The organism is Granulicella arctica (assembly GCF_025685605.1).
Classification (GTDB): Bacteria; Acidobacteriota; Terriglobia; order Terriglobales; family Acidobacteriaceae; genus Edaphobacter; species Edaphobacter arcticus.
The window spans coordinates 18530-45186 of the sequence record NZ_JAGTUT010000001.1 but is presented as its reverse complement, the minus strand read 5'-3'; the positions used below and the strand labels follow the sequence as shown (position 1 = coordinate 45186).

Below are 26657 nucleotides of genomic sequence, written 5' to 3'. Positions count from 1 at the left end.
CTCTGTGATTTGGTCTGGCTGGTGGTGCCTAAGCGAAAGAGGCACCGAACATCGGTAGCCCGCTCTCGGATTCAGCTTCCGTGGCCTCGTCCTGGATCACATCCCAGTGCTCGGCCAAAACTCCGTTGTCAAGGCGTACGACGTCGGCCACAATCCAGTTCCTGGGCAGTCCGTGGCCAGAAAAGCGGCCATGCAGAATCACAAGGTCGCCCTCTGCTACGGCGAAATGGTTCTCATACCTCAAAGTTTCTGGGAGTGCCTTAGTCAGAGCGAGTAGTCCCTCGCGTCCGGGGCCAATGTGTGCGCTGTGCTGGATGTAGTCAGGCGACCAGAAGCGCTCGGCTGCCTGGTAATCTCTCTTGTTGAACAGAGCGTCAAAGGCTTCGAGAACGATTGCTTTGTTGTTTGCGTGAGTGGGGAGAGTCATGATTGCTCCTTGAAAACGATTGTTCTTTCTGTGGAAGATGCCTCGTAGATCATGTCGATCATCTTGTGCATGGCGACTGCGTCCGAGAAGTCACGGGTCGTCTTACCTCCATTCACGCGATCACTTGCAAACGCTGCATAGAGCTGAGCTAGATCCTGCACGCTGGCGTCGAGTCCCGATAAGGGGATCGTGTGAAAGTGATGCGGCGTGGGTAGTTCCTTCCAGGAGCCGCCGTCCCCCTGTGCCCCACGGATAATGTCGTCATGTTTCGTGACAAAAGCTTTTTCGTTTGTGATCTGGAGGTCGCCGTCGGTGCCGGTAATGTCGATCTGAAGGCCGGTCTGATTGCACTTGCCCCCTTCGAGTTGAATCTGAAACATGGCACCGTTCTTGAGCGTACCCATGAGCATCACGCCATCAGGCGTCTCGTTAGGGAAAGACTCTCCTGTACTGCTCGTGAGCTCAGGGAACTGTGTACGGACGAGAGAGGTGATTGCGGCGGGCTGGCCGGTCGCATGGAAAAGCATGTCCATGAAGTGGCCCCCATAGATTGAAAGCACATGGGAGAAGTTGCTTGCTGGGATTGTCCAGTCGAGTGACGCCGATCGAACCGGGCCAAAGCCCGCCATGCTGACATGCATCCGAACGGACCGAAGCCGGCCGACATAACCTTCCGAGAGGAGTCCGCGGAGATGGAGGGCACTGGCTCCAAGCGTTCGCTGAAGTCCCACAAGGTGCCTGACTCCGCGTTCTTCTGCTAGCCGGAGAAGCTCTCTGGAGTCCTGCGTGTTCGTGGTAAGTGGCCATTCGCAGTAGACATCCTTTCCCGCCAGGATCGCTGCCTTCACGATTGCTGCATGTTCTGGAGCGGGGGGAAGCACAACAACCAGGTCCACCGCAGGGTCTTCTACGAGTTGTTGCATATCGCCGTAGACATACGGAATCTCGAAGGTTTTTCCGATCTCCCTGGCTTTCTCCAGGCTTCTGCTCGACACAGCAACAATTTCGTATTCTGGGAACAGTTTGAGCGCGGGGATGTGGCCGTATCGCGCCCAATTGCCAACCCCGACCAGACCTACCCGGATTTTGCTTTGTACCGCCATTTCACACCTCATTCGGTTGTGCGTGTTCAGTAACGAAAGCGGTCAGCATAGGTTCTGGCAAAGTCCGCCAGGCTCCGGGGCGCGCGGCCCGTTAGCTCAGGAAAGTTATCGAAGGTCGCATCGGCACCGATGTCCTTGCCGTTTGTAAAATCGGTGTAGCTGTCGAAGACGCACTTCATATAAGCCGGCTCCGCCCCTGCGGCAAGCACGTTCTGAAGGAACTCGGACGGCGGCTGCGGTTCATACGAGAACGGCTGTCCAAGGACACTTGTAAAGATCTCTGCAAGTTCGTAGTAGGTCGTCGCCTCATAGCCCATGCGGTAGGTCTTGCCAGCATGTTTCTTCGGATGGGAGAGACACACTGCTGCGACGGCAGCAACGTCTTCACAATCAACCCAACTCAACCGTGCGGCTCCAACATAATGTTTGATCACTCCCTGCCGCACGTAACTCTCGCCACCATAGCCAAGCAGGTTTTGCATAAAGATTTCAGGCCGAAGGTGCGTGAACGCAATGCCGGACCATTCGATATATCGCTCGATGAACTGGTGCCAGCCGTAATGAGCGACACGCGTGTCGTCATCGCCGCAAGCACCCAGGTGAACGATCTGTTGAACCCCTGCCCGCTTCGCACTGTTTACCAAGTCCTTACTCTGGCGCAACATATCGATCGTGTAGCCAGTTGCCATGAAAATGCGATCGATGCCTTCTAACGCCGGGGCGAATGTTTCAATCCTGTCGAGATCGAACTCAACAACCTCGACTCCCAGGTGTTTTGCCTTCGCTGGTGTCCGAGCTGCCGCGATGACCTCGACGCTCTGATCCGCTACGAGCAGCGGCACGAGAGCACCACCGACCTGACCTGTAGCTCCTAATACCAGCACTCTTGCTTTTGTCTTCATAGGACCTCGGAGATATCGAAAGGAGGCAAGAAGCCGCCATCCCCGCAAGGAGGCGGCATCTGCGACGGCTAGGGGAGCTGCTAGTTGTTGATCGTTTCGGCGGCCAGAGCGATGATGTCCGCCACGGCTTCTGGCTTGGACATGAAGGGACAATGGCTCGAAGAAACGGACCGAATGGTAGCGTTCATGCGTTTGGCCAGGAATTCCTGGGCTGGCGGCGGAATCATCTGATCCTCAGTGCAGACGAGGTACCAGGAAGGAATCGTCTTCCAGGCGGGAATCCCTTCCTTCCCTCCGAAAGCAGCGAGCGCCAGCGGTTTCTGAACTGCCGCCATGACAGCAGCTTCGTCGGCAGTTGCGTCCCCGGCGAACGACTTGTGAAAGGTCTCACGGTCGATCCAGAGGAACCCATGAGCATCTGGCTGAATGGAAGTAGAACCCGGCGACGGAGGACCTTGGTTGGCGAGCGACTCAAGGCTCTCGCCTTCATCAAGGCCGAACGCAGTAATGTATACGAGTGCTTTCACCTGCGGAGTGGTCGTGGCCGCACCTGTGATCACGGCGCCTCCGTAGGAGTGCCCCACCAGGATGGTAGGTTCGGAATGGTCAGAAAGCAGGCGTCGGGTCACTTCGATGTCGTTCTCAAGCGATGTGAGCGGGATTTGTGCGGCGTTCACGGTGTACCCTTTCGCCTGCAGCAAGAGGATGACCTTGCTCCAGCACGAACCGTCTGCCCAAGCTCCGTGTACTAGCATGATATTTGCTTTCTTAGTCATAAAAATCTCCAAGGTTTGCTTGTGAATGAGGAAACGTCTCTCGCGAAATGCCGCTCAGACAGCTGCAGCAACAGCGGCATAGACCGGATAATCGGTGTAGCCAACTTCGTCGAATGTGTAAAAGGTTGAGCGATCGTAAGGCGTTAGCTCCAGGTGCTCGGCAACACGCTTAGGGAGATCGGGATTCGACACGAAATGGCGTCCGAACGCTACTGCGTCGAGGATTCCATCAGAGACGACTCGCTCGGCCGTGTCTGGCTCGAAGCCCCCGGCAGCAATCATCTTGCCTTTGAACAACGGACGAAGACGCTCTGCCGCAAGACCACCGGCCGTCTGTACGTCGTCACTCCCGGAGACCCGGGGCTCAATCAGATGCAGGTAGGCAAGACCAAACTCATTCAGATCTTTAGCGACGTGTGCGAAGAGAGCGTCTGGATTGCTGTCGGACATACCGTTCCAAGTTCCCCAGGGTCCGATACGAACGGCAACTCGATCTGCTCCCCATACCGAAATCAACGCACGTACGATCTCCGACAGCATCCGCGTGCGATTCTCAAGCGAACCGCCGTATTCATCGGTTCTCTTATTGCTTCCGTCCTGCAAGAACTGATCCACCAAGTATCCATTGGCGGCATGTAGTTCAACCCCGTCAAATCCGACGGACATCGCATGCTCAGCCGCTTCACGGTAGTCCTCAACGATTCCGGCTATTTCATCCACCGCTAGGGCACGATGGGGGGATGGCTGAACCCAGCCTCCAGGGATAGATACAAGATGGTTGGGGTTTTCCCAATACTTAGAGTCGACAGAAGCCGACACTGGGGTGGCTCCGCCAGTCATGGACGTATGGGAGGAGCGACCGCTGTGCCACAATTGCGCGACCATAAGGCCGCCTTTGGCATGGACGGCACCCACCACCTTCTTCCACCCCTCAACTTGGGTATCGGAGTAAAGCCCCGGGGCACCGAGCCAACCACGGCTGGTCAACGAAATGTTCGTCGCCTCCGTGATAATGAGTCCGCCGTCCGATGCACGTTGTTCGTAATACTCACGCATCAGATCACCTGGAACGGAATCAGGCTGAACTGAACGCGAACGGGTAAGAGGCGCCATGATGACGCGGTGCTTCAATCGCAGAGCCCCAAGTGCCGTCGGTGTGAAAAGAGCGTTGCTAGCCTTCATCAGTCTGTCTCCTCTTTGCGTTCTAAAAGTCGCTGCTTGGAAAGGTGTGCTTTCAGTTGCAAGCCTAGGTGCAAATATCTATGTGGCAAAGACCAGATTGGGCCGCTGAACGTGGGCCCTTTTGGGCTAATGTTCGCTTAGCTGCGGTCTCAGTACAAATCCATGTCTGAAGCTTTGCGGACTATCTAACCGCGCGAGACAGTCACTCTTCGACGCCCGAACCACAGTGCGTCAAGCGAATAGGCACCGGGTCCCAGCAACAGAACGGCTATGATAAGCAGCACTCCGAGAACACAGCAGGGAAGGCCACCGAACCCTGTCTCCCACGCGACGGTCATTTGCAAAGCTAATGCCGCTGCACAAGCAAACGGTGTCATCAGCCCCGCGACTAGGAAGCCTGCGACCGGCCAAAGGACGAAAAAGACCCAGTTCGGGACCGTTCCTCCAACGCAGAGAGCGTAACCTACTACCATCGCTGTTGCGCAAAGACGCAAGAGAATCAATCCGGCACCCGGCGGTCCAGCCGGAAACATCGTGAATAGTCTTTGCACTTTCAGAGTTCAGCAGGTTTTGCCTACGGCTTGAAGACCCTAAATGAAGGGACAACTGTAGCCATTTTGAGCCCCTATCGACAGCGCCAAATAGAGAGTATTGTTCTTGCATCTCCGTCTCTAAAGGATCGAATTGCGTTCATCCTCCGTTAGCCTGAAGTTTGCGGTTTGTCGACAGAGGCGCGGTCGCGCTGATTGCCTCGACCTTCGTTGTCTTGGGCGCAGCTTCTCATGCGTTACGCCGTCCGAGCTGGATGCATCGCGTGGTTGGTAAAAAACTGTCTATCGGGGCTCAGCCCAATGTCTGACCCACAGCCAATCCGGGTTCTCGTTGTTGACGATCATCCGATGATGAGAGCCGGGCTGCGCGGCGAAATTGACGCTCAAATAGATATGCATGTTGTTGCCGAGGCATCAGACGGCAGGGAAGCGATTGAACTCTTCCATATACATCGTCCTGATGTCACGCTTATGGATGTGCGTATGCCGGGGCTAGGCGGGATCGACGCTATTGAGATCTTGCGAAAGGATTTCCCGAATGCGCGATTTGTAATTCTTACGACGGCAGCCGGAGATGTTGTTGCGCTTCGAGCATTCAAGGCGGGTGCCGTGGGCTACCTGCTGAAGAACCTGTTGCGCACCGAACTAGTCGATACGATTCGCGTAGTTCACTCAGGACGTCGAAGAATCCCGCCAGACGTTGCTCGGGAGATGGCAGAACACGCTGCAGATGACTCCTTGTCGTCGAGAGAAATCGATGTGCTCCGTTCTATTTCTCAAGGCCAAGCTAACAAGATCATCGCATCGGAGCTTGGTATCTCTGAGAACACAGTCAAAAACCACGTGAAGAGCATTCTTTCGAAGTTGGACGCCAACGATCGCACCGATGCCGCGATCATTGCAATTCGCCGTGGTTACATCGAGATGTAAGACTTGGTGGCTCTATTGAGCCATCTGCTTATGGTCGGATTGAGACTGTCGAAATGGACGGACCTGCCTTACCTTCAGCACAGGATGGGATGCAGCACACGAGAACACGCCGTGATGCAGGTCCTCCACAGTGAAAGGGACACCCTCATGAACTTACGACGTAATCTCCTTGCGGCATTCCTGTGCGCTCCTCTCGTTTCTCTCACCGTCCCCGTCACCGGCCTGTCGCAGGTGCCATCCAAAGAGCCAATCAAGAACGTGGTTCTAGTGCATGGAGCATGGGCAGATGGCTCAAGCTGGCTGAAGATCCTCCCGCTTCTTGAGGCAGAGGGTTTGCACGTCGTCTGTGCTCAGATCCCACTCACCTCCTTTGCAGATGATGTTGCAGCCACAAAGCGGATCATTGATGCGCAGGAGGGTCCTGTGCTACTTGTCGGCCACTCCTACGGAGGAGCGGTTATCACAGAAGCTGGCAACGACCCCAAGGTGGCTGGACTCGTCTATGTCGCCGCCTTCGCTCCAGATCAGGGAGAATCAGCCGGTAGCCTCGGGAAACCCTACGGAGCAACGCCGGGCGTAGGCGAGCTTCGCCCGTTGGCGGATGGGTTTCTCGTGCTCACAGACAAAGGCATCCTGGAAGATTTTGCGCCCGATGTTGCTCTCGCAGACCGTACATTGATGATTGCGACCCAAGTTCCAACGCAAGGTGCTGCCTTGGGAGCCCCCATCACAACTGCTGCCTGGCGTACAAAGCCATCTTGGTTTGTCGTGGCTGCAAATGATCGAATGATCGCACCGGAGCAAGAACGAGTGACGGCTAAGAGAATGAATGCTAAAACTTTGACTCTCTCGACAAGTCACGTTCCGATGATTTCAAAGCCACATGAAGTAGCCGACTTCATCACTAACGCGGCATCAGCGAAGTCCAGTCCGACTCCTCCAGGTACCCTGTAGGAAGTCCTGCTTTCAAACAGGAGGGGGAGCGCCTTATGCCTCAGACAGAGGCGCACCCTTCGAATCACCTCCAAGTTAATCACTCGAACCGGGAGCATGGCAATGCTAATTGGTACAGATCCGATTGAAGCTGAAATCGTTTATCTGCAATCGAGGATTTGCACCTTGGAGCAATGCATCTGTGAGTTGTTGGTGAAGAATGAACTCCTGCGATCAACCCTCTCCCGCGATGCTTTTCTGAGCTGGGTCAATAGGCCGCAAAGCTAAAGCTTCGCTGGATCTGTAAAGTGATCCTGTTATCACAGCGGGTCGTAGTCCAGGGCGGTGCGTAATGTGGGAACCGCCATACTCCGGCTTCCAAAGACTGCCGCCCTGGAAATAGCGATTCATGCTGCTCAGCTTTCCAGCCTCCGCTCGGGCTTCCTTTTGACCGCTGTAGCTGACCGAATCGCGCGGTCTGCACCAGAACCATTCTGTATAGTCGGTGGAGAAAGGCTAATCGCCGAAATGTGCCAACCCTAACGCGCAATCCTCACCCTCCGTCAAATTGCTTCATCTGTCTCTTGTGATCATTTATCCATTACTGCCTGTTCAGCAGAGGGTTCGAGGACGATAGATGGCGATAAGAAACTTCTTGCCTGCTAGATAATGTATGAAGATCATTTCGCATCTCCGGCAAATAAAGGGCCGAAGCATAGGAAGCTGTCTTTGCTTTATCGTTGTGCTGCTTTGCGCGCAGGTTGTGCGGGCGGAATATCCAGATTCAAGTGAGTATCCCCTCCGGAACAAGTACATTCGCTCTGAATTGACCGTTGAGCAAGGTTTACCCGACAACGTCGTGAATGCGATCGCACAGACCGAAAATGGGTTGCTGTGGATCGGAACGGGTACCGGCCTTGCAAGCTTTGATGGTGTTGCGTTTCACCCGCTTCGATTGAAGGTCGAGGGGTCTGCATCCGCTGGCGCTGTTAACGCTCTTCTCCGGGCTTCTAACGGAGATCTATGGGTTGGCACTGACGCCGGTGCGACAGTTCTTCCGAAGGCTGCTCAAGACCACATCGATCCAGGCACGTTGAAGTTGCTTCGTACGGCAGCAGGGGTCTCAGAGGACGTCCAAGTCATCTTTGAAACTCGGAATAGAGATATTTTTGTTGGAGGCAAGCACGGACTCTATCTTTATTCCGGGAAGGTGCTGGTTCCACTTCTGGAGAACGTATACGTCAACAGGATCAGCCAAGCGGCTGACGGACACCTTTACATTGTGACAAGCGACGGATTAATTGAAGTTGCGGGAAAGACGAGGATCCCGGCTACCGTGACGGCCGAGCAACTTGGGGTTCAACCTGACCAGGTCTTTGAAGTTCACCAAGGGAGTGATGGTACCGTTTGGTACGGCACGCATGCCGGCATTAGGCGTCAGTGTAATGGTCTTGTCTCGTCGCTGACGCCAAGTCATGTGGGAAATACGGCGACGAACCACATCTATGAGGATTCCCAAGGCCACATATGGGTCGGCACCGGCATCGGTTTGTACCTGGTTAGTGGAACTCGGTTAGAGAATCTGGATACTCTAGACCTTCCCCGATCAATCTATGTCACCGAATCTGGCGATGTGTGGTTGGGAACGAATGGGAACGGACTTTGGCACTACAAACCACGAGCAATCCGCGTTTATACCAAGAAGGATGGGTTGCCGAACGATCAGCCGATGGCCCTTCTTGCGCGTCCTGATGGACAGCTATTTGTCGGGAGCAACTGCGGCTTTTCCATCTTCGACGGGAAGCGTTTTCACAAGTACTTCGAGAAGGACGGTCTCACCAATACCTGTGTCTGGTCTCTTGCACAAGACTCTAAAGACAATGTGTGGATCGGGACGTATGGAGGTGGGCTGTTCAAATTCACGAACGGGCACTTCACTCAATTCTCCAAGACCGACGGACTCCCTGATACGGTGGTCACGAAGATTCTTGTTGCGCACGATGATTCGTTATGGATTGCGACTCCTAACGGCGTTAGCCACATGCAAGGTAAGAAATTTCACAACTACGGACGTGCGGAAGGCTTATCCAGTGATCACGTGCTCGACATCCACGAGGATAAGGCAGATACAATCTGGGTCGCTTCGCCACAGGGCATCGATCACTTGGTCAAAGAGCGTTTTCAGCGCCTTGACCTAACCCTGACCGCAGGCGATGGACCTCCCTCTCGATTCGTCGAGGACGGAAGGAGCAACCTTTATATTGCTGGCTCTCGATACGGATTGAGCAGGCTGGAAAATGGTCAGCTCAAAACGATCTTCGACAGTCTGAATGTGAACGGGATGATCGAACTGCCTGACTCTCAGCTCTGGTGTAGTAGCCGGTACGGCATCTACAGGCTGCCTGTTGAATCGATAACGAAACGATTGACTAGCCCTGAGTCGCCGCTTGATTATCGTTGGATAAATACCAGTGATGGCCTTCTTTCAAGCCAAACAAGTGCGGGATCTCCGAACATCGTTCGGACTACGGACGGTAAGGTCTGGGTAGCCACCGTGAAAGGCCTAGCCGAGCTTGATGTGACCAAATGGCCTAGGGCAACACAAAAACCCATCATCTTTATTCCAGAAATCACTGTCGAGGGCATTGACGTTCCTGTGGGTCAAAGTCTCACGCTGTCGCCGGGAGCACACCGCACTGAGATCACAATGGCGGCTGTGGACCTTGATGCACCGGATACTATTCGCATGCAGTACCGTCTCGAAGGAGTCGACTCAAGATGGCAAAATACAACCGCTTCTCGGACCGCGGTCTACACAACGATTCCACCAGGTACACATCGATTCTTGGTGCGTTCGACGAACAGTGATGGCGTCTGGGGCAAATCTGACTTTGCCTATGACGTCCAGCAACAAGCATTCCTCTATGAACGTTTGTGGTTTCGCCTGCTCTTGGCAGGCATGGCACTTTTTGCAATAACTGCTCTGTATCTATTCCGCGTAAACGTCCTTGTAAACCAGGCACGATTGGTACTTGAGGAACGAATGCGGGAACGGGAGAGAATTGCCCGAGATCTTCACGACACGTTCTTCCAAGGAATACAAGGCCTTTTACTTCGCTTCAACACTGGGACCACACAGCTCAGGCAAGACGAACCCGCGCGGGCCATTTTTGAGGAGGCTTTGCAGCAATCGGATGGCGTGATGCTGGAGGGACGAGAACTCGTGCTCGATCTGCGAAGTCCTACGCGAGATACGAATGATCTCTCCGAGGCGCTCGCCGAAGTGGCACTTTCGTTGCGCAAGCTCGGCAACGTCACCTTCCGTTCAATATGCAATGGTTCGATACAGGCCCTCCATCCAATTATTTTTGAAGAGGCGTACCGCATAGGTAAGGAAGCGCTCACCAACGGATTTCGGCATGCGGAGGCCAGCGAGATGGAGACCGAGATCAATTTTGATAGGAGTGAGTTCCGACTTCGGATACGTGATAACGGGATCGGCCTGGACAGAACGATCCTGGGCGATGGCTTCCGCGAAGGGCATTGGGGTTTGCCTGGAATGAGGGAGCGGGCTGCAAAGATCGGCGGCAGGCTGGAAATTTGGAGTAGGACAGGACTTGGAACCGAAATAGAGTTGCGGATTCCGGCTTCAGTCGCATACCGATTAAGACGGAAGCCAGTACGAAGTCGTTTAGCGGCTTTCCTTCGACTTGGCTAGCCACTACCCAGTAGGGGCTTTCTGCATCAACTCCTTGGCCGCGGTGTTTCCCGCTACTATTTCAACCATGCTGCGACGACCGTGTCGAAGAGCTCGTTTCCGAAACGAATCTCATTCTTGACGCGAGATCTGCAGGTGAGATAAGACTCAACCCGTCGTGCTTGTCGGAGTAGAAGGCGGTAGGGCAACGTGAGCTGGTTACCCACGTATCGTTGTTCACGATGGCACAAGATATCGGTGAGCTGAGGCTGCAGGAATTGAGAGATTGGCTCCTCACTACCTTCGTCGCACCTGTGGCCGCCTGTGCCATGCTGCCGGCGGCGAGCTGTAGCAGATCCAGTTCCTGCCCGGCCATCGGTCGGCAGAAACGACGGAACGTTATCTCGGCTCACGCCAGCGCCTCGGCCGTCAACCACAAGATTGGCTTGGAACCAGATTCGGGAGGGCCATAGGCGAAGTTGCAGAAAATACCGACTTTGCTGGAGCTTGCCTCAGCGCTGCCATCGGAGCAGAACGTCAGTGACCTCGGATAGGCTCACGTTGAACCACCGAGACCCATCAGACGCTTCAATCCAAATCCCATTCACAACCTCATTGAGAAGTTGTTAGTTGCTAGGCTGGGGCAATCTCCAGGTTCAACCCGCGTCAATCCGGACAAAGCGCGTCGAGCGGCCTCAAGTTCTGCTTTCGATAGACCAGTGCGTGTTTGCACCTCAGTGGCTGTTAGGTATGGACCAACAACAATCAACCCGATGCACTGCTGAACGACTTCGAGGTCCGAACGAGTGAGGTCAGAGAAAGCCATGCCATGACAATAGCGGATCGTTCTTGCCGATTACACCGACTTTCGAGGAAGTCCAGCGGTGCCTAGTTGATTGCGCTAGACTCGCAACGATATTGAAGATCAAGATCATGATGAGGAGGCCAGCATCTTGATGACATTCGCTTTGATCGCCCCGCTCACTGGCCCGGTTCTTTTGGTTTTTCGTCTGGCGGCTGGCGCGGCGGTATGCGCCTGTTTGTGCGGCTCCACCAGTCGAAAATGGCGCGACGTGATCTCCGGGGATTTGTATCGACTACGAGGCATGAAGCGGACTGGCGCTCCAGCATCCCTTAGAACTCATTGCTTGAGCTTGCTTTTCTGGTGCTATGCCTTCTTCCTGAGTTTTCAATCTGCCGATTGGGCAGATCGTTCTTTTTGGAGAATCGCTCCTTTTATCGCGTTCGCGCTCTGCGGAATGGCTTCTTCCTGGGACGATGTGAGGCGTTATGACGGCTCCCACTGATGCGGCGTGCTCCCTCAAAACGGCGTTTTCGGCAATAACGGCCGGAGTTGCCGAAAACACCGACTTTCGAGGAACTTGGGAACGCGTCGTCGCTCTAAAGCGTATTGCTGAATTATGTGCAAAAAGATCCTCCTAGTTCTGACTGGATTGCTAGGTGCGTCCAGCTTCCTCATGCAACCTGCCTACACCCAGACGGCCCCGATGATTGTCGGGACTTGGTTCGGAAGCATTGTCATCACCAGTATCAACGGTAAGATCAGCCACGACACTGCAGTGCTTATCATCGAGAAATCTGGCTCTCAGATTATCGGCGGCATGGGGAGGACGATCGATCAGTTGACGCCATGGACTGAGGGAGCTCTTGAGAACAGCCATCTCAAGTTTCATCTCGATGCTGCGGGCGGCCTGAATGTCAGTCTGGCTCTAGCCGGGGAACACCTAGCGGGTACCGCAGCCGGCTCAGGAATCAAAGCACAAGTCGACCTTAGACCGGCGCCTGGGCTTATGCCGCACCAACGTCTCGAACAGGAGATTATGTCGGTTGACCGGCAACTCTACGAGTCATTTGGTAACTGTGATGTCGCTGGCTATGCCAGCTTCCTCAGCAACAATCTCGAGTTCTATCAGGACCGTACGGGGGAGACCGGATATGAGCAGAACTTGAAGGCTCTCAAGGATCGCTGTGCTGAGGGCATCCGCCTGCGTAGAGAACTTGATCCGAACTCGCTGGTAGTGAACTCGGCACCTGGATTTGGCGCGATACAGGCGGGCATCCAACGGTTCTATTCCCGAACTCAGGACGGACAAGAGCACCTGGATGCAACAGCAAGCTTCACTACTATTTGGAGCAAAGAGAGCGGGTACTGGAAGCTGGTACGCGTCATCAGCTACGACCACCACTAGTCCTACGCGTTCCAAGTCGACCACAATCACATCCGTCGCCGAAGAACTGACTGCAACGGTGGCCCGTTTATTCTTATCGCTGAAAAACGGGGTTTTCGGAACTTGGTCCGGGTGGGACCGCCGAAATGTCGTCAACCGATAAAGATTATTAGAGAGGTTCCTTACCGCGCTTTATATGGTCACGACCTCGTTCGTCTGAATGAGCGGCTGGACGTTGGTGAAGTTCGGGATGTCGGCAAACACTGCGGCACCTTTCCCGATTGCATCTGCAGGTGCGCGGGTGAGAGGAAGGTTAGTGTTCCGATGAGTTCATAGGCGGGTGGGGAGCCGTCTAGAGCGGCCATTCCCTGCATGAGCTCGATGCGTTCGAGGCCCAAGCCACCCCACGATGATTGAACCAGCGATATGTGTTTCCGGGTGTAGTACTCATGGTCAAAATGAGAGGAGGCGCTCTTAGGATAGAGAACAGACACGATTATCATGCAGGAGATTATACGAGGCTACTTTAGTCGAGAGGCGTCGCATTCGCGGAGTCTATTCCGGTCGAGCTTTCTGAAAACACCGACTTTGCAGGAACTCCGCCAGGGTCAGTAAACACAATGGCGTTTATAGGGACTTGGGCATGAACTTCGCGGAACCCGTGCGCTCTCCATTCCGTATACGCTTGCAGCAATCCCTACTCATTTGCTCCGTAGAACTCTTCTGAGAGGCAACAATGCCATCCTGCAACGATGAGAATGGGACGAGTGGTCTGAGCCCGAGGCAAGCTGCTCTGGTCGCGGGGATCACCTACCTGCTGAATCCGGTGACCTTCGCTGAAGCCTATGTCATGCCGCGGTTGATATCCGCAGACCCGGTAGAGACCCTAAGGAACCTAACGGCTCACCCACACCTCTTTTCTGCAGCTGTGCTTTCGTACGTCGTCAGCGCGGTTGGCGACGTTGTGATGGCGTGGGCTCTCTACGTATTGCTGCGGCCCATCGATCGTGCTCTGGCGATGCTCGGGTCCGTACTGCAACTTGTGTATGCGGCGGCGTGGCTGTCCGCGCTTTCAAACCTCGGCCTGATTTACCGTCTGGTGGCCGTTCCCGCCTATGCGCGGCATACCTCTACAGGCGGACTTCCAACGCAGATTGCCGAACTTCTCGGAGCCTACCACTCCGGATGGGGTCTGTCGTTAGTCCTCTTCGGCTTGCATCTCGTGGTGACCGGATGGCTAATTGCTCAATCGTTTTATCTTCCGCGATGGATTGGCTGGCTCCTCTTCCTGGCCGGTTGGGCGTGGGTTGTCGACAGCGTCGCCCTCTACTTTGTACCGGAACCACATCTTTCCTTCCTCAAGGTTATCTTCGCTGCGGAACTGATCTTTATGGTTTGGCTGCTCGGGTGGGGATGGCGCATTACGGAGCCATCAATCGTGGCAAAGGAGCGGCAATGACGCAACGTACCGAGGGTAAATTGGCGGGCTATGCATATCTCGCTTACATCGTCTTCGCAATGTCCGCAGCGATCCTTTCTAGAAAGACCACAGCCGGGGGGACACCTCACAGATGCTGTCCACCCTGCGCAGCACGATTGCTCTCGCGCAGGTCACCGTCCTTCTCGACCTGCTGCAGATTATCTGTGCCGTCGTGCTGGCTGTGACCTTGTACCGGCTCTCCCGGACGGTCGACGCCACCCTCGCCTTGCTTGCCATGGCATTCCGTTTCGGCGAAGGGCTCGCCGGCTTTGTGCCGCTCTTGGGCAAACTGGCGCTGATGAAGCTGGCAACTGCCTCGACCCCCCTGTGCGTGAGTAGCGCCGTGTGTCTCGCAGTCGCGGGTGAGATCTTCAACCGACCGGATGACCTTTTTGGTCAGTTCTGCTTTGTTATAGGTGGCTTCCTTTTCGCCTACCTTCTACTCGCGGGACGGCTGATTCCTCGTTGGATGGCTTGGACCGGTGTCATCGCGATAGGGCTGCAGTTGGTTTGTGTGCCTATGTACGTAGCCACTCTCCTGCCGGGAAGAGTCGTGAACTGGCTTTGGTTCCCGATCCTGCTGTACGAGGTCCCTCTTGGGGTGTGGTTGATCCGCAAGGGCGTTCGTGCAGTAGCATGAAACATTAGTACCGTGATGTCGGCCTGTCGAAGTGATTACTCAACGGGCGAGAGCGGCATTTCTCAGGACGAATAATTGCTCTCCTAAGCGGGTTTATTCGTTTCCGTATGCAACTGCGGGGTACCATTTCCCCCGTCCCTGGGGTGTCAGATCCATCGTGTCCCACACTGGAGTCAGCAAATCGATCCCACGTTCCTTGATCTCAGGCGACATCCGGGGGTGCGCCGTGTAGAAGTGTCGCATCACGCCTCCTTTCTCTTTCGTAAACACGGAGATAGTAGAGTCCTGAGTTCCCTCCACGTCCTCGCTGCCTAAATCGAATTTGAAAATACTCGACGCCGCGCTCAGCAGGCGCAGATGATTCGATCCGCGTGTGCGCGCAAACTCGCGAATCTCCTTCAGGTCCGCAGCCATCACGACCGCAAAATCGATGCTCTGGGCCAGGTGACGGGCCACTCCATTGAATCCATCGACCCACAGGGTGCACATGGGGCAAGGTGTCTTCTGCTTCTTGCCATACATCATGTGGTAAATCACGAGTGGACGTTCCTCCTTTCTTAACGCCCTCCGCATCGCAGCCACTCGCTCCTGCTGTTCCATCAACGCAATTTCGGCCAGACGCAGTTCCTCACGTCGAGCCAGATATTCTTTTGGCTCATTCGTGAGGTTCGTCTCACGGTAGCTTCCCTCAATGAATTGATGAACCACGACTGACCTCCACGTGAACGATCGGGTGATTGCAATGATTCAAACAATTGGATGCATCGAATGAAGGATAAGCCCGCCGTGGTACTCAGGTCACAACAACCCCGTTCTGAGAAAAAAAGCGCCTTGCTGACATGAGAAGCGCTTGAAATGATCGACCTTACTACCGATATGTCGGCTTATCGCCAGTGATCAGTACATTCCCGCTAAACGGGGTTTTAAGCAAGAACGATGACAAGGGAAGCACCGCGCTCTCAGAGATTTAGATGCTGCTTAGTAGACCGATTTGGGTGATGCACCGCTCAATGGCTTGCGCCTGTGCCTCAAGCATCGCGATCGATGTGGCATGACGGCTGAGGTCAGAGAGTTCGAGTCGACGAGCTTCCGCGCGGAACCTGTCGCTGTCTGCAGTCCACGTTGTTAGGAGTTCGCTGAGTTGTTCTTGAGTGGCCATGCCGAATTGCATCGTGTTGGCACCCGATAGTAATGTCTCTGTGGGCGCCGGATAGAAATGTCAGTATAGGTCCTTCTGATAAGTCGTAGTAGTCGGTGCGGTGGGCATGTGTGAAATCGCTGCACTTGCTGTGGTCACTGCCGTCGATCTGGATCAACTCGCCATAGCTCTCGCGTCGCGGGCGGGGCAGGTGGAAGCTTTTGCGCTCCTTGCGGGACTGCCAGAGGCCTTCCTCCAACATCCACGATCAGAGGGTCTCGCGCACAACCTGGATCTCATGCTTCGCAAGCAGAACTTCAGTCGCCAACGTCGGCCCGAAGTCAGTGTACTTCGACTTGACGAGATCGAGCACGTACTCACGAACGCCAGCGCTCATGCTGTGGTTCGAGGACTGACCTCGACCCTTATGGATCAGCCCGCCGCCACCGTCCTCTAGAAACCGGATCAGCAGCCGGTTGACCTGGCGAGCGGTGATGGCCAGCACGACCGCAGCCGAAGCTACCGTCCGCCGGCCAGACAGCACTTCCTTCAAAACCTCGATGCGCCGTACGTCCCGTTCACTCATCAGCACCCATTCCATAAACATCCGTCTCCCAGGCCAGACCTAGGGGAGTACTTGGGACATTTCTATCGGGCTACGGTAGGACATTTCTATCCGGCGCTAATACCTTGACTACACATAAGTTCTATTATCGGACTTGTCCCTTGCGATGAACAGCTCTGCGTACCTTCGAGACTCAATTTGGCAATCAGTGAGAACGTTCTTTGCCCCCGTCCGCGGAACTGATGACTTCGTCGAACGAAGCATTTGCGCCTTCTGCCTGATTGCAATGCGAGGCGCCGAGAATCGTGTCAACACTGTAGGCGAGAGACCTAGTCAACGATGGCCAGAAAGACGGAACAGCCACCACAACAGCCATTGGCCTAATGCGCGCTCTAGGTTGTGACGACGCGATGCCGCAACTTATTTATTCTACGTTAGTTATTGGTGGACGCGGTAGGGATCGAACCTACGACCAGTCGATTAAGAGTCGAATGCTCTACCAACTGAGCTACGCGTCCATTTGAGTTACGCACCCTGCAATTTAAGGGGTCGATAAAGACAATATCGGTCGCGATTAGCGACGAATCGTGCATCCATCCACCCCCTAAGAATAGCATAGTTCGCCGGCCATGAGCAGGTCTGAACGTTCTCTCTATCCTACGAAGTCAACCTTGGCGCGATGCGGAATAACTCCGCGCTCATAGCCCATGTCGAGCAACTTACGAATGGCTTCTTTTCCATCTTCACCGTAGTTCAATGTCCGCTCGTTGACATACATGCCCACAAAGCGGTTCGCAAGTGCAGGGTCGAGGTCACGCGCAAATTGCATCGCATACTCGAGTGCCGCCTCACGATTATCCAGCGCGTGCTGAATGCTGTCGCGCAAGGCATTTGTGGTAATCGTCATCACTTCATTGCCCAGCGAGCGACGTATGGCATTGCCTCCAAGTGGGAGCGGCAAACCGGTCTGCTCTTTCCACCAAACACCCAGGTCGAGGATCTTAACGAGCCCATCGCTGGCGTACGTAAGCTGCCCCTCGTGAATGATCAAGCCAGCGTCGAACTCTCCTGCAACAACGGCGGGAATGATCTGGTCGAAGGGAACAGTCACGGTCTCGATGCCGGGTGCAAAAAGCTTGAGCGTCAGATACGCCGTTGTAAGTGTGCCTGGAACCGCGATGCGGAGCTTCTTCACATCATCAAGACTGATCTTGCGTGGCGCCACAATCATCGGACCGTAGTCCTCGCCGACACTGCCTCCACACGCCATCAGAGTGTAGTTGTCCTGCAGGTATGGATAAGCATGGAACGAGATGGCCGTTACATCATAGAACTGCTCATCGATAGCTTTATGGTTCAGAGTCTCAATGTCGGTTAGAACATGAGTGAACTTATAGCCGGGAACCCTGACCTTATTGGTGGCAAGTCCGTAGAACATGAATGCGTCATCAGAATCGGGGCTATGGGCGATGCTGATCTCTTGAATAGCGGTGCTTGAGGCTGTCATTGTTCTAATATCCTTCGGTGGCGCGGTTGAGAGATTGTGCGATTAGTGCAGTCGAGAACGAGCAAGCTACGATCGCTGCCAGCGGCGCATCGTGCTGTACAAGGTGGCGGCTGCCGCGATCTTTACGATCTCTCCTGGCAGGAAGGGAGCTACTGCAAGGTGCCAGGCGGCGCTGAGATTGAGGTGCAGTAGTGTTGCAAGCCATCCCGCGCCACAGGTGAAGACAATCGCAATTGCAATAATGCCGGCAGCCAATCCTCGTACCAGGGGGGATGAAACGAGTTTCAAGTTCCGTACGAGCCATCCAGCAGCAAGGGCAGCCAGCGGATAGGAGAACAGGTAACCAGCCGTCGGTCCGAGCAACTGGGCGATGCCTCCCGGACCTTGCGGTGTAAAGACCGGCAGGCCCATTGCACCCTCAGCAAGGTAGAGGACCATCGCAGCAAAGGCGGTGACTGGACCGAGTGTCATGCCGATGATCAGAACGGCGAAGGGCGTAAGAGTCAGCGGTACTGGAGAGAAGGGAAGTGGCAGCGAGATGTGTGCTGCGAGCGCCATCAGCCCGGTGGCTGCGACGGCGAAGGCTGCCTTGCCAGCGAGTGAGTCTGCGAAGGAGTTTGCGCTGACAACTGAATCGAGATTAGTGCTAAGCGTGGATTGCATGGGAACGCCCTTTCTGTGTGCTCAGGAACGCGCTGCAGTTTGCGTTTCACGAGATGACGCATGACGTGCAGACCCGAAGTTTCCTGTGGAAGGAGTCTGGCGAAACGGCTTGTTTGAAGGTCCGGAAGACTGGAGGGCTCTGCGGATGGACAGCGCAGCCCATAGCAGGGTCGTAAAGCAGAGTACCGAAATAGCAATCATGATTCGCATAGCGCTATCTCAAGGATAACAACTTCGCGCTGTGCCGTGCGGAGGAATCGGGATCGCACCGAAACAAGGCCGCAGCTTTGAAGCTGAGGCCAAATTCGAAAGAGCATACACAGGTTGATTCCTTTACGTTTTTGTCCAGCTTTACGCTTGACGCGGGTGAAGGATCACGCTGTACTCATCCTTGATGGCTCAGGTAATCAAAACTCACACTCACCGCGGAATGTCCGCACGTCTCGTCCGTGTATGCGAACAGATCTACACAGGGCGTCGCAGGGTCGCTACAGGCGCCGCCGCAGTGCTTGCTGTTGCCTTGGGATACCACGTGATCTTCGGCCAGAATGGCCTGACCGCTTATGAGCAGAAGCGTCAGAACGCAGTCCGACTGGATAAAGAGCTCGGCTCCCTGCGCCAGGAGAACGATCTCCTCAAAGGCCACGTAGATCGCTTGCAGACCGATCCGAGTGCGATTGAACATCAGGCCCGCGAAGAGTTGCACTACGCGCGGCCTGGCGAAGTTATCTACACGCTTCCAACCACACCTGCCCAGGCAGGATCAGCACCTGTTTCTCCACCACCCAGCAATTAGCAATCGTCTATGGGGTCGCGCTGGCCGGTGCGTCAGCGGCATGATTTTTATGGATGTGCTTGCGAATATCCGGGTAGAACTCGATGAGCAGGGCGCCAAACGATCCCTCTGCCGTGACCACAAGTCCCTGCTCAATCGTTAGACCAAAGCCGCGATCCGCTGCCGGGTAGTAAAGATTTGAAATTCCACCTGATGCCAGGTTCCCAAGCAGATTGGAGTAATTCGGCTGTTTCTTGCCGTTATCGCCCCTGCAAACGACTGAGGTGCTTAGCGAATAGAGGAATCGCTTCTTAAAGCTTCCAGTCCCCATACGGTAATATCGCGCATCCTGATGCAGGATGGCGGGAAAGACGCCATTGCCAAGAATAGCCCCTGTAAATTGGTCCGCGTAACTCGATCCAAACCGCTTCCCATAGCCCTCCGCACCCTGCCCATAGCCATGGCGGAATCCGTCAGGATCGATCGTGCTGTGAGAATCGGTTGCCTGACCGTAGCCTGACGTAAATAGCGCCAGACCGAACTGGTAGGGATCAATCGCCCCGCGAAAGGAAGCACGAATCTTCTGACGTCCGCTGAGAGGCAGAGCCGTCCCGTTTAGAACAGCATTGAAGTTCGGTACGACACCCGCCATTCGCTGGTGTAACTGCTGCTGTAGCTGCTCTTCGGATTCCTTACGGCGCTCTTCGTCTGTCAACGGTTTCTGCGTATCTGGAGATGGAGGCTGCTGGGGAACGGCCTGCGAGGATGAATCCTGATCGAATGTGTTCGCTGAGAGGAGAGGGTCCAACTGCGGACGTGGTGCATCCGGCAGGATAGGAAGCGTAAGCCGGGCTGACTCCTGTGCCGAGAGCCCTGAGGCGAAAAGCAGCGAAGCGGCCAGTGCGGCCGAGAGAAACAGAGAGCGGGAAATAGCTAGAGTCACGGAGTTAAGTTTACCTGAATTAGCATTTAGAACATCCAGACAGGAAGCTCACGCGCTATGCCTGTATGAATATTCTGACGCGCACTCCGCCTTTGGCCGATCATCGAATAACGTACGGCACGTCAGAATCTCAGTTTGGCGATCTGTGGTTGCCTTCAATGTCGAATCAGGGGTCGCAAGGTCGATCTCCGGTAGTCGTCTTCTTTCACGGCGGATGGTGGCAGTCCACCTATGATCTCAACTACGGTGGACATCTCTGCGCCGCGCTCAAGGCGGAAGGAATTTCGGTCTGGTCCGTCGAATATCGGAGGGTCGGCTCAAGCGGAGGCGGATGGCCGACAACCTTTCAGGACGCCGCCGCGGGCTTCGACCACCTCGCTGCCCTCGCCGAAAGCTATCCCCTGGACCTGTCTCGCGTCATAGCAATGGGCCATTCCGCTGGGGCGCACCTGGCCTTCTGGCTCGCAGGCCGGCACCACATTGAACCGCACAGCCCGATCTACAATCCTCAACCTCGCGTCGGGCTCCATGGTCTCATCTCGCTTGCAGGAGCAGTCGATCTGCGACTCACGATCGACCTTGCTGGCTACTTCAGCTTCGCTCACGATAAGCAGGAGGTCTTCAGCCTTATGGGAGAAGGTCCGCGTTACGCCGACGATCGTTACCGCGCGGGCAATCCGGGGGACCTGCTTCCCCTTTCGACACAACAGGTGCTCATTCAGGGTACCGACGACGGTCAGATCCCAGCGGAGCTACCCGCGCGGTGGGCACAGTTGGCGCGAAGACAAGGCGACGAGGTCACGATTCACATGGTCCCATCCGCAGGCCACTTCGATGTTGTCGACCCACAAAGCGCGGTTTGGCCGGTTATCCGTCATACAGTGCGGGCCATGTTGCTTCTGTAGAAGATATGCATCTCGCATGCGCATCGAAAGAGGTGACCCGCTGATCGCTCAAGCTTCGGGTCACGGTAAGTCGAAAGGACTGCATGGATTTCGAACTGGAAAAGCTGACAGCGCGTGAAACGTACAACCTGATGATCGGGCTGATTGCCCCACGGCCAATTGCGCTGGTAACGAGTAGGAATGAGGATGGAGGCCTCAATGCTGCACCCTTCAGCGCCTATAACTACCTCTGCACTGATCCACCAATCGTTGGGATTGGCGCAATGGATCGGCCGGGCGGCGGCTTCATCCCCAAAGACACTGCACGCAATATCCGACGCACTGGTGAGTTCGTCATCAACGTCGTCACTGAAGACCTGATGCACCAGATGAATATCTGCGCGACAGACTTCCCACCCGACGTCAGCGAGATCGACATGGCCGGTCTTACCACCTTGCCTTCGAAACACATCAGTGTTCCCCGACTTGCGCAGGCACATGCCGCCATGGAGTGTGTGGAGTTCACTACGCTCGAGATTGGCCGCTCTCGGATCATCCTCGGCAAGATTGTCGCAATGTATATAGAAGATCGATTCGTAGACCCGGCTGGACCGTATGTTCTTTCAGAGGACCTGCATGCGGTCGGGCGAATGAACGGTCAAGGCGCATATGTAAAAACGCGCGACGCCTTCATCCATCTCCCAAGAATTTCTTACGAGGACTGGCAAAAGAGTAAGTAGGCACTCATGCAGAAGGGCCTTCAATGATCGAAGGCCCTTCTGCAAACAGACACATCACAACCTTATGGATTAGTAGGTGTCTGTGGGGTGCCGGCAACAGTGCTGAACGGAGCCAGCAGGAAGTTGACCCCATTGAGTGTTCCGTTCCCGAGAACCCGGTTGTAGCCTTTTGGTGTGGTGCTGTAGAGCCCGTTGAATCCTGGGATATTGCCCTTGAAGACGTTGATGGGCAAGCCAAGGTTCTGCAGCAACGCGAGCGTATAGATGTAGTAGTTCTCGTTGCCGAGTCGTTGGCCTTGCCGTTGAATGTTCAGCGCCGTAAGTCCGGCAAAGTCCGGTGCCGCCGCGCTCGTACCGATTGCGCCGAAGTATTGGCCGCCGATTGTCATGTAGTCGAAGCTATCCTCTGGGTTGCAGGTGCCAAGAACGCCAGCAGGGCAGCCGCCCATGTGGAGTGCGACATCTGGAACCGTCCGGAAGTTGGCATTACCGGTGTCGGTGAAGATCTGGAACAGCGGCTTCGGAAAGAGAATGCTGTCGCCGCCGCCCGAACCCCAGTAGCTGCCCGTCGCGGTTGTGCCGTAGAAGATGTCGCTCACCAGCGGCTCAGCAGTGGCGTTCTCGCGAACATAGATTGAACTGAGATCCCCAAGGAAGCCGAGGAAGGTTGTAACCAGGTTCGTGCCGCCAACGCCCGTAACATGGGGGCTCGAGGCGGGGAACTGCGCTCCAGCCTCAACTGCGCCGCAGGCAGTAGCCGTCGGATCGAAGCAGGATGCGGGGAATGAAGCGAGCGCGCCGGAGTCGCCCGAGGATGCAATGAACGTGATCCCCTGGGCATTACCCTGCGCCATCAGGTCATCTTCCTCCTGCAGCAGATTCGTCTGGTCTTCACCGCTGTTGTAGTCAGCCGTGTAAAAAGCTTCTGCAGCGCCGAAGGACATGCTGACCACGTCAGTCTTGTTGTCCGTGACAATTTGCGAGAGTCCATCGATGATGTAGTTATCGGCGAGGCTAGGAAGGTTGTAGAGAAGTACCTTTGCATCCGGAGCCATACCGCCACTCTGCTGTAGATCGAGGTGCGTCTCGAAGGAAGCGGTTGCGTCGAACGGTGCTCCACCATCCACGGGAATGGTCGTGTAGCTCGGCGTCGTGAGCTTCTCCTCCGAGAAGTACGCATCCATATCAGCCTGGTTGAAATCTCCAGTGCTTAGAATGCCAATCGTCACGCCCTTGCCCGTGTAATTCTTGTAGCTCGGAAAGCTGTATGCCTGCTTCAAATCGTCAAAGAAGTATCCGCCAGTGATTCCTGTCCGGCTCTGAGGAACGACCTTCGGGTGGGAGTGCGTCCGCATGCGAACTGTTCCGGAAAGCCCGGTTATGACGGCATTTGTGCTTAGCAGGGCCGCAGGCTTGGTCATCGGCTGTGCTGCAGCTACCACGGTCCTGCCATTGCTGAAGGTCCCCTGTTTTAGAACAGTGCCGAGAGCCTGTTCAGTAGACGTCGCCGATCCCGTGACATGGATGCGATGCGCGGTCATGACGCTCGTTTGCAAACCATAGCTCTTCAACTGACTTTGAATCGCATTGACCTGCGCTGGCGTCGCAGCATAGCGGCTGTTGAACTGTGCCGGAGTCAGCCATTTGTGGTACTTAGCCGAACTGGCATCGTTTAGATCGTGCAGATCCTTTTCAAGCTGAACGCGATTTTGCACGGGGAGATAGACATCAAAAGCAACCGGCTGTGATGCCGCGACACGATCCTTGAGGACGGCTCTCTCGGCAGCGTAAGTACTACTCGATAAAATGCCTAAGCTCAGCGCAGCCAGGCTTAGAACGGCGGATGATGTAGAGCGTGTCATAAAGACCTCGAAAGTTCAGGTGCAGAGCAGTGAAAGTGTCTGAGAGGGCAGGGCTCAGCTAACTGGCCTAGTAACGTTACTAACGTAACCTAAAATGAAGTACTAGGGCGGATAGTAGCACGGCGTACCATCATTGGCGATGAGTTTATTTTTCGCAGCAGGCTCGCCCACCACCGAAATGTCGTCGGAAGAGATCCGGGGCAATCTTTTTTCCGCGCTCGACAACCTGGGTCACCGCGAAAAGGTCATGATTGTGCCTCCTGACTTCACCCGGATGCACTCGCAGAGTGGCGTCCTGACGGAGTTGGCTGCCGAATTCTACGACGAGTACCTTACCGACGTGCTTCCCGCCCTCGGTACCCATAAGCCAATGACTGACCATGAGATTGCCACCATGTTTGGCAACACTCCACGGTCGCTCTTCCGTGTCCACGACTGGCGGAACGACATCGTCACCCTGGGCGAAGTCCCGTCAACCTTTATGCACGAGGTCAGCGAGGGCAAGCTCGACTACCCCTGGCCAGCGCAGGTCAATCGCCTCCTGCGCGATGGCGGTCACGATCTCATCCTCTCGATCGGGCAGGTTGTTCCCCACGAAGTGGTCGGCATGGCGAACGGCAACAAGAACATCTTCATCGGAACTGGCGGAGCCATGGGCATCCATCGCTCCCACTTCCTTGGTGCCGTCTACGGCATGGAGCGCATGATGGGCCGTGCGGACACGCCAGTCCGCCGCGTCCTGAACTATGCAAGCAAGCACTTTGGCCATGAACTCCCGCAGGTGGTCTATGTCCAGACAGTTGTCAGCAAGAATACCGCTGGAAAACTCGTCATCCGTGGCATGTACGTAGGAGACGACGCGGAGTGTTTCGAGCATGCCGCCCGACTCAGCCTCAAGGTGAACTTCCAGATGATGGATCGCGAGATCAAGAAGGCGGTTGTCTTCCTCGACCCACACGAGTTTCGCAGCACCTGGCTCGGGAACAAGAGCATCTATCGAACCCGCATGGCTCTCGCCGACGACGCAGAGTTGATCGTCCTTGCGCCGGGTGTACACGAGTTCGGCGAAGATGCTGCTATTGATAAGCTAATTCGAAAATATGGCTACTGTGGCACCCCAGCCACGCTGGACGCCGTGAAGCAGGATGCCGACCTGGCCGCCAATCTCAGCGCAGCCGCGCATCTAATCCACGGCTCAAGCGAAGGCCGCTTCACCATTCGTTACTGCCCCGGTCACCTCACCCGCGATGAGATCGAGAGTGTCCACTTTCAGTACGGCGATCTCGCTCAATATATGGCGAAGTACAGCCCCGCACTCCTTAACGATGGCTGGAACCGTGTCGATGGCGAGGAGATCTTCTACATCTCCAACCCCGGTCTGGGCTTGTGGGCCTACGAAGGCCGGTTTAAGGATTAGCTGCTCTCGCAGTTTGCCGCTCACGATCGCAAGTCGGTATGCTTGGTCGACGGAGAGAACAGTAGTCTCCAGGAAAGTGGTGTCTTGTGATGTCTGTTGGATTGAAGATTCCCCGATTCTCAATCGGGGTAGGTGATCGCTTTGCTCATCAGGCAAAGGCCCAGCTTGCCGCCTGCCAGTTGGCTGCAGAGGCAGGTATTGAAGTGGTTCCCGTCTGGAACAAGTCCAATCGTGAGCATACGATCATTGGCTCCGAGCCAGCACAGACCCGCACCGCGGCAGACGCAGCCATCAAAGAACTTGGGTGGACCAGCCCCTACTTCCTCGATGCCGACCACATCAACCTCAAGACGGTCGAGCGCTTCCTGGCCCCCTGCGACTTCTTCACCCTCGACGTAGCCGACCTCATCGGCCAGCCTGCAAAGCCAGAGGACGTTACAACCTTCATCACAAGGCATCCTGAGCTGCTCGGCACCGTCACCATCCCCAACACGTCCGAACCTTTTCAAACCGATCGATCGTTTGTAGAATCCGTAGCCAACAAGTTCCTCGCCGCCGTCCAACATGCCGGCGAGATCTACCGTCTCCTCGTCGAGAGAAAAGGCGAAGGAAATTTTGTCGCCGAGATCTCCATGGACGAGACCGACTCCCCCCAGACACCGATCGAACTGCTCATCATCCTTGCCGCAATCGCCGACGAGAAGATCCCCATCCAGACCATTGCGCCCAAGTTCACCGGCCGCTTCAACAAGGGTGTAGATTACGTGGGCGACGTCGCGCAATTCACCAAAGAATTTGAGGAAGACCTGGCAGCCATCGCCTTTGCCATCAAAACCTACGGCCTGCCCGAGAACCTCAAACTAAGCGTCCACTCCGGCTCTGACAAGTTCTCGATCTACAAAGCCATCCACGAAAGTGTCAAGAAGTTCGGCGCCGGCGTCCACCTCAAAACCGCCGGAACCACATGGCTCGAGGAGCTTATCGGACTCGCCGAAGCGGGCGGCTCCGGCCTCGTCATCGCGAAAGAGGTCTACGCCGAGGCATACGCGCACGCCGCCGAACTCTGCGCCCCTTACGCCACCGTGATCGATATCGACGCCGCGAAGCTACCGACGCCCGAGCTTGTAGATGCCTGGACGAGCGAGCAGTTCACCTCCGCCCTCCGCCACGATCAGGCGAACACCGCCTACAACCCAAGCTTCCGCCAACTTCTTCATGTTGGCTTCAAGGTTGCAGCGAAGATGGGCTCCCGATACCTTGATGCCCTGGAGACCAATGAGCAGATCGTTGCGCAGAACGTCACGACGAACCTCTTCGAGCGCCACATCAAACCAGTGTTTCTAGGGCTCTGAC

The 26657-nt window shown here is 55.4% G+C and carries 23 protein-coding genes, 1 tRNA gene and 2 pseudogenes; 12 read left to right on the top strand and 14 right to left on the bottom strand.

Translation table 11 applies throughout. The features are described 5' to 3' along the window. Positions 1–28: 28 nt before the first annotated feature. The 5 genes from OHL20_RS00205 to OHL20_RS00185 all read right to left on the bottom strand — a co-directional run bounded on the left by OHL20_RS00205 (position 29) and on the right by OHL20_RS00185 (position 4390). Positions 29–427 (bottom strand): nuclear transport factor 2 family protein, encoded by a 399-nt coding sequence (locus OHL20_RS00205; RefSeq protein WP_263381204.1) that lies wholly within the window; start codon positions 425–427, stop codon positions 29–31. Next, the gene (locus OHL20_RS00200; protein WP_263381203.1) at positions 424–1530 is read right to left on the bottom strand and encodes a Gfo/Idh/MocA family protein; all 1107 of its coding nucleotides are present in this window, start codon (positions 1528–1530) and stop codon (positions 424–426) included. The genes OHL20_RS00205 and OHL20_RS00200 overlap by 4 nt, the downstream gene beginning before the upstream one ends. Before the next feature lie 26 nt (positions 1531–1556). After that, a complete protein-coding gene (locus tag OHL20_RS00195) occupies positions 1557–2432 on the bottom strand; it encodes an SDR family oxidoreductase (protein WP_263381202.1) in 876 nt (291 codons plus the stop codon). A gap of 80 nt (positions 2433–2512) precedes the next feature. Next, positions 2513–3208 carry an alpha/beta fold hydrolase gene (locus tag OHL20_RS00190; protein ID WP_263381201.1) on the bottom strand — a complete coding sequence of 232 codons (696 nt, stop codon included), beginning with the start codon at positions 3206–3208 and terminating at the stop codon, positions 2513–2515. Positions 3209–3262: 54 nt separating this feature from the next. Then, the gene (locus tag OHL20_RS00185; RefSeq protein ID WP_263381200.1) at positions 3263–4390 is read right to left on the bottom strand and encodes an alkene reductase; all 1128 of its coding nucleotides are present in this window, start codon (positions 4388–4390) and stop codon (positions 3263–3265) included. Positions 4391–5241: 851 nt separating this feature from the next. On the opposite strand from OHL20_RS00185, the gene OHL20_RS00180 reads away from it, so the two are divergent. The 5 genes and pseudogenes from OHL20_RS00180 to OHL20_RS00165 all read left to right on the top strand — a co-directional run bounded on the left by OHL20_RS00180 (position 5242) and on the right by OHL20_RS00165 (position 12711). Then, positions 5242–5871: a response regulator gene (locus tag OHL20_RS00180; protein WP_263381199.1), complete on the top strand. Its 630-nt coding sequence runs from the start codon at positions 5242–5244 to the stop codon at positions 5869–5871. A gap of 147 nt (positions 5872–6018) precedes the next feature. Next, entirely contained in the window at positions 6019–6825 is an 807-nt protein-coding gene (locus OHL20_RS00175; RefSeq protein WP_263381198.1) for an alpha/beta hydrolase, read from the top strand. 652 nt (positions 6826–7477) lie between these two features. Then, a pseudogene (locus OHL20_RS25060) lies at positions 7478–7708 on the top strand (two-component regulator propeller domain-containing protein); the annotation flags it as partial. Positions 7709–7897: 189 nt separating this feature from the next. Then, positions 7898–10522, top strand: coding sequence for a sensor histidine kinase (locus OHL20_RS00170; RefSeq protein ID WP_263381197.1), 2625 nt, complete (start codon positions 7898–7900; stop codon positions 10520–10522). 1457 nt (positions 10523–11979) lie between these two features. Further along, positions 11980–12711, top strand: a complete 732-nt coding sequence (locus tag OHL20_RS00165) for a nuclear transport factor 2 family protein (protein ID WP_263381196.1) — start codon at positions 11980–11982, stop codon at positions 12709–12711. A gap of 179 nt (positions 12712–12890) precedes the next feature. On the opposite strand, the gene OHL20_RS25055 is transcribed toward OHL20_RS00165, so the two are convergent. Further along, positions 12891–13193, bottom strand: coding sequence for an EthD family reductase (locus tag OHL20_RS25055; RefSeq protein ID WP_396271446.1), 303 nt, complete (start codon positions 13191–13193; stop codon positions 12891–12893). 233 nt (positions 13194–13426) lie between these two features. On the opposite strand from OHL20_RS25055, the gene OHL20_RS00160 reads away from it, so the two are divergent. Together OHL20_RS00160 and OHL20_RS00155 are read left to right on the top strand one after the other, a co-directional pair. Next, the gene (locus OHL20_RS00160) at positions 13427–14149 is read left to right on the top strand and encodes a DUF4386 domain-containing protein (protein WP_263381195.1); all 723 of its coding nucleotides are present in this window, start codon (positions 13427–13429) and stop codon (positions 14147–14149) included. A gap of 106 nt (positions 14150–14255) precedes the next feature. Then, positions 14256–14810, top strand: a pseudogene (locus tag OHL20_RS00155) (DUF4386 domain-containing protein); the annotation flags it as partial. Positions 14811–14903: 93 nt separating this feature from the next. Here OHL20_RS00155 and OHL20_RS00150 read toward each other — a convergent pair. The 6 genes from OHL20_RS00150 to OHL20_RS00125 all read right to left on the bottom strand — a co-directional run bounded on the left by OHL20_RS00150 (position 14904) and on the right by OHL20_RS00125 (position 18683). Beyond that, entirely contained in the window at positions 14904–15518 is a 615-nt protein-coding gene (locus OHL20_RS00150; protein ID WP_263381194.1) for a DUF899 domain-containing protein, read from the bottom strand. Between the two features lie 259 nt (positions 15519–15777). Beyond that, positions 15778–15969, bottom strand: coding sequence for a hypothetical protein (locus OHL20_RS00145; RefSeq protein ID WP_263381193.1), 192 nt, complete (start codon positions 15967–15969; stop codon positions 15778–15780). Positions 15970–16216: 247 nt separating this feature from the next. Then, a complete protein-coding gene (locus OHL20_RS00140) occupies positions 16217–16555 on the bottom strand; it encodes a helix-turn-helix domain-containing protein (RefSeq protein ID WP_263381192.1) in 339 nt (112 codons plus the stop codon). A 400-nt stretch (positions 16556–16955) separates the two neighbouring features. Further along, positions 16956–17031, bottom strand: a tRNA-Lys gene (locus OHL20_RS00135). A 134-nt stretch (positions 17032–17165) separates the two neighbouring features. Then, complete coding sequence (locus tag OHL20_RS00130) at positions 17166–18020, bottom strand: menaquinone biosynthesis family protein (RefSeq protein WP_263381191.1); 855 nt, start codon at positions 18018–18020, stop codon at positions 17166–17168. Between the two features lie 66 nt (positions 18021–18086). Further along, a complete protein-coding gene (locus OHL20_RS00125; RefSeq protein ID WP_263381190.1) occupies positions 18087–18683 on the bottom strand; it encodes a biotin transporter BioY in 597 nt (198 codons plus the stop codon). Positions 18684–19113: 430 nt separating this feature from the next. On the opposite strand from OHL20_RS00125, the gene OHL20_RS00120 reads away from it, so the two are divergent. Then, positions 19114–19479, top strand: a complete 366-nt coding sequence (locus tag OHL20_RS00120; RefSeq protein ID WP_263381189.1) for an FtsB family cell division protein — start codon at positions 19114–19116, stop codon at positions 19477–19479. A 7-nt stretch (positions 19480–19486) separates the two neighbouring features. Here the strand turns inward: OHL20_RS00120 and OHL20_RS00115 are convergent, their stop codons facing one another. Next, positions 19487–20401, bottom strand: coding sequence for a hypothetical protein (locus OHL20_RS00115; RefSeq protein WP_263381188.1), 915 nt, complete (start codon positions 20399–20401; stop codon positions 19487–19489). Between the two features lie 158 nt (positions 20402–20559). On the opposite strand from OHL20_RS00115, the gene OHL20_RS00110 reads away from it, so the two are divergent. Together OHL20_RS00110 and OHL20_RS00105 are read left to right on the top strand one after the other, a co-directional pair. Next, the gene (locus OHL20_RS00110; RefSeq protein ID WP_263381187.1) at positions 20560–21306 is read left to right on the top strand and encodes an alpha/beta hydrolase; all 747 of its coding nucleotides are present in this window, start codon (positions 20560–20562) and stop codon (positions 21304–21306) included. A gap of 83 nt (positions 21307–21389) precedes the next feature. Next, positions 21390–22025: a flavin reductase family protein gene (locus OHL20_RS00105; protein ID WP_263381186.1), complete on the top strand. Its 636-nt coding sequence runs from the start codon at positions 21390–21392 to the stop codon at positions 22023–22025. A gap of 62 nt (positions 22026–22087) precedes the next feature. On the opposite strand, the gene OHL20_RS00100 is transcribed toward OHL20_RS00105, so the two are convergent. After that, on the bottom strand, positions 22088–23887 hold the full coding sequence (locus tag OHL20_RS00100) for a S53 family peptidase (RefSeq protein ID WP_263381185.1): 1800 nt from the start codon (positions 23885–23887) through the stop codon (positions 22088–22090). Between the two features lie 139 nt (positions 23888–24026). Here OHL20_RS00100 and OHL20_RS00095 point away from each other — a divergent pair, with 139 nt between their 5' ends. Together OHL20_RS00095 and OHL20_RS00090 are read left to right on the top strand one after the other, a co-directional pair. Further along, positions 24027–25304, top strand: a complete 1278-nt coding sequence (locus OHL20_RS00095; RefSeq protein WP_263381184.1) for a lactate racemase domain-containing protein — start codon at positions 24027–24029, stop codon at positions 25302–25304. Positions 25305–25393: 89 nt separating this feature from the next. Beyond that, positions 25394–26656 (top strand): tagaturonate epimerase family protein, encoded by a 1263-nt coding sequence (locus OHL20_RS00090; RefSeq protein WP_263381183.1) that lies wholly within the window; start codon positions 25394–25396, stop codon positions 26654–26656. Position 26657 lies beyond the last annotated feature (1 nt).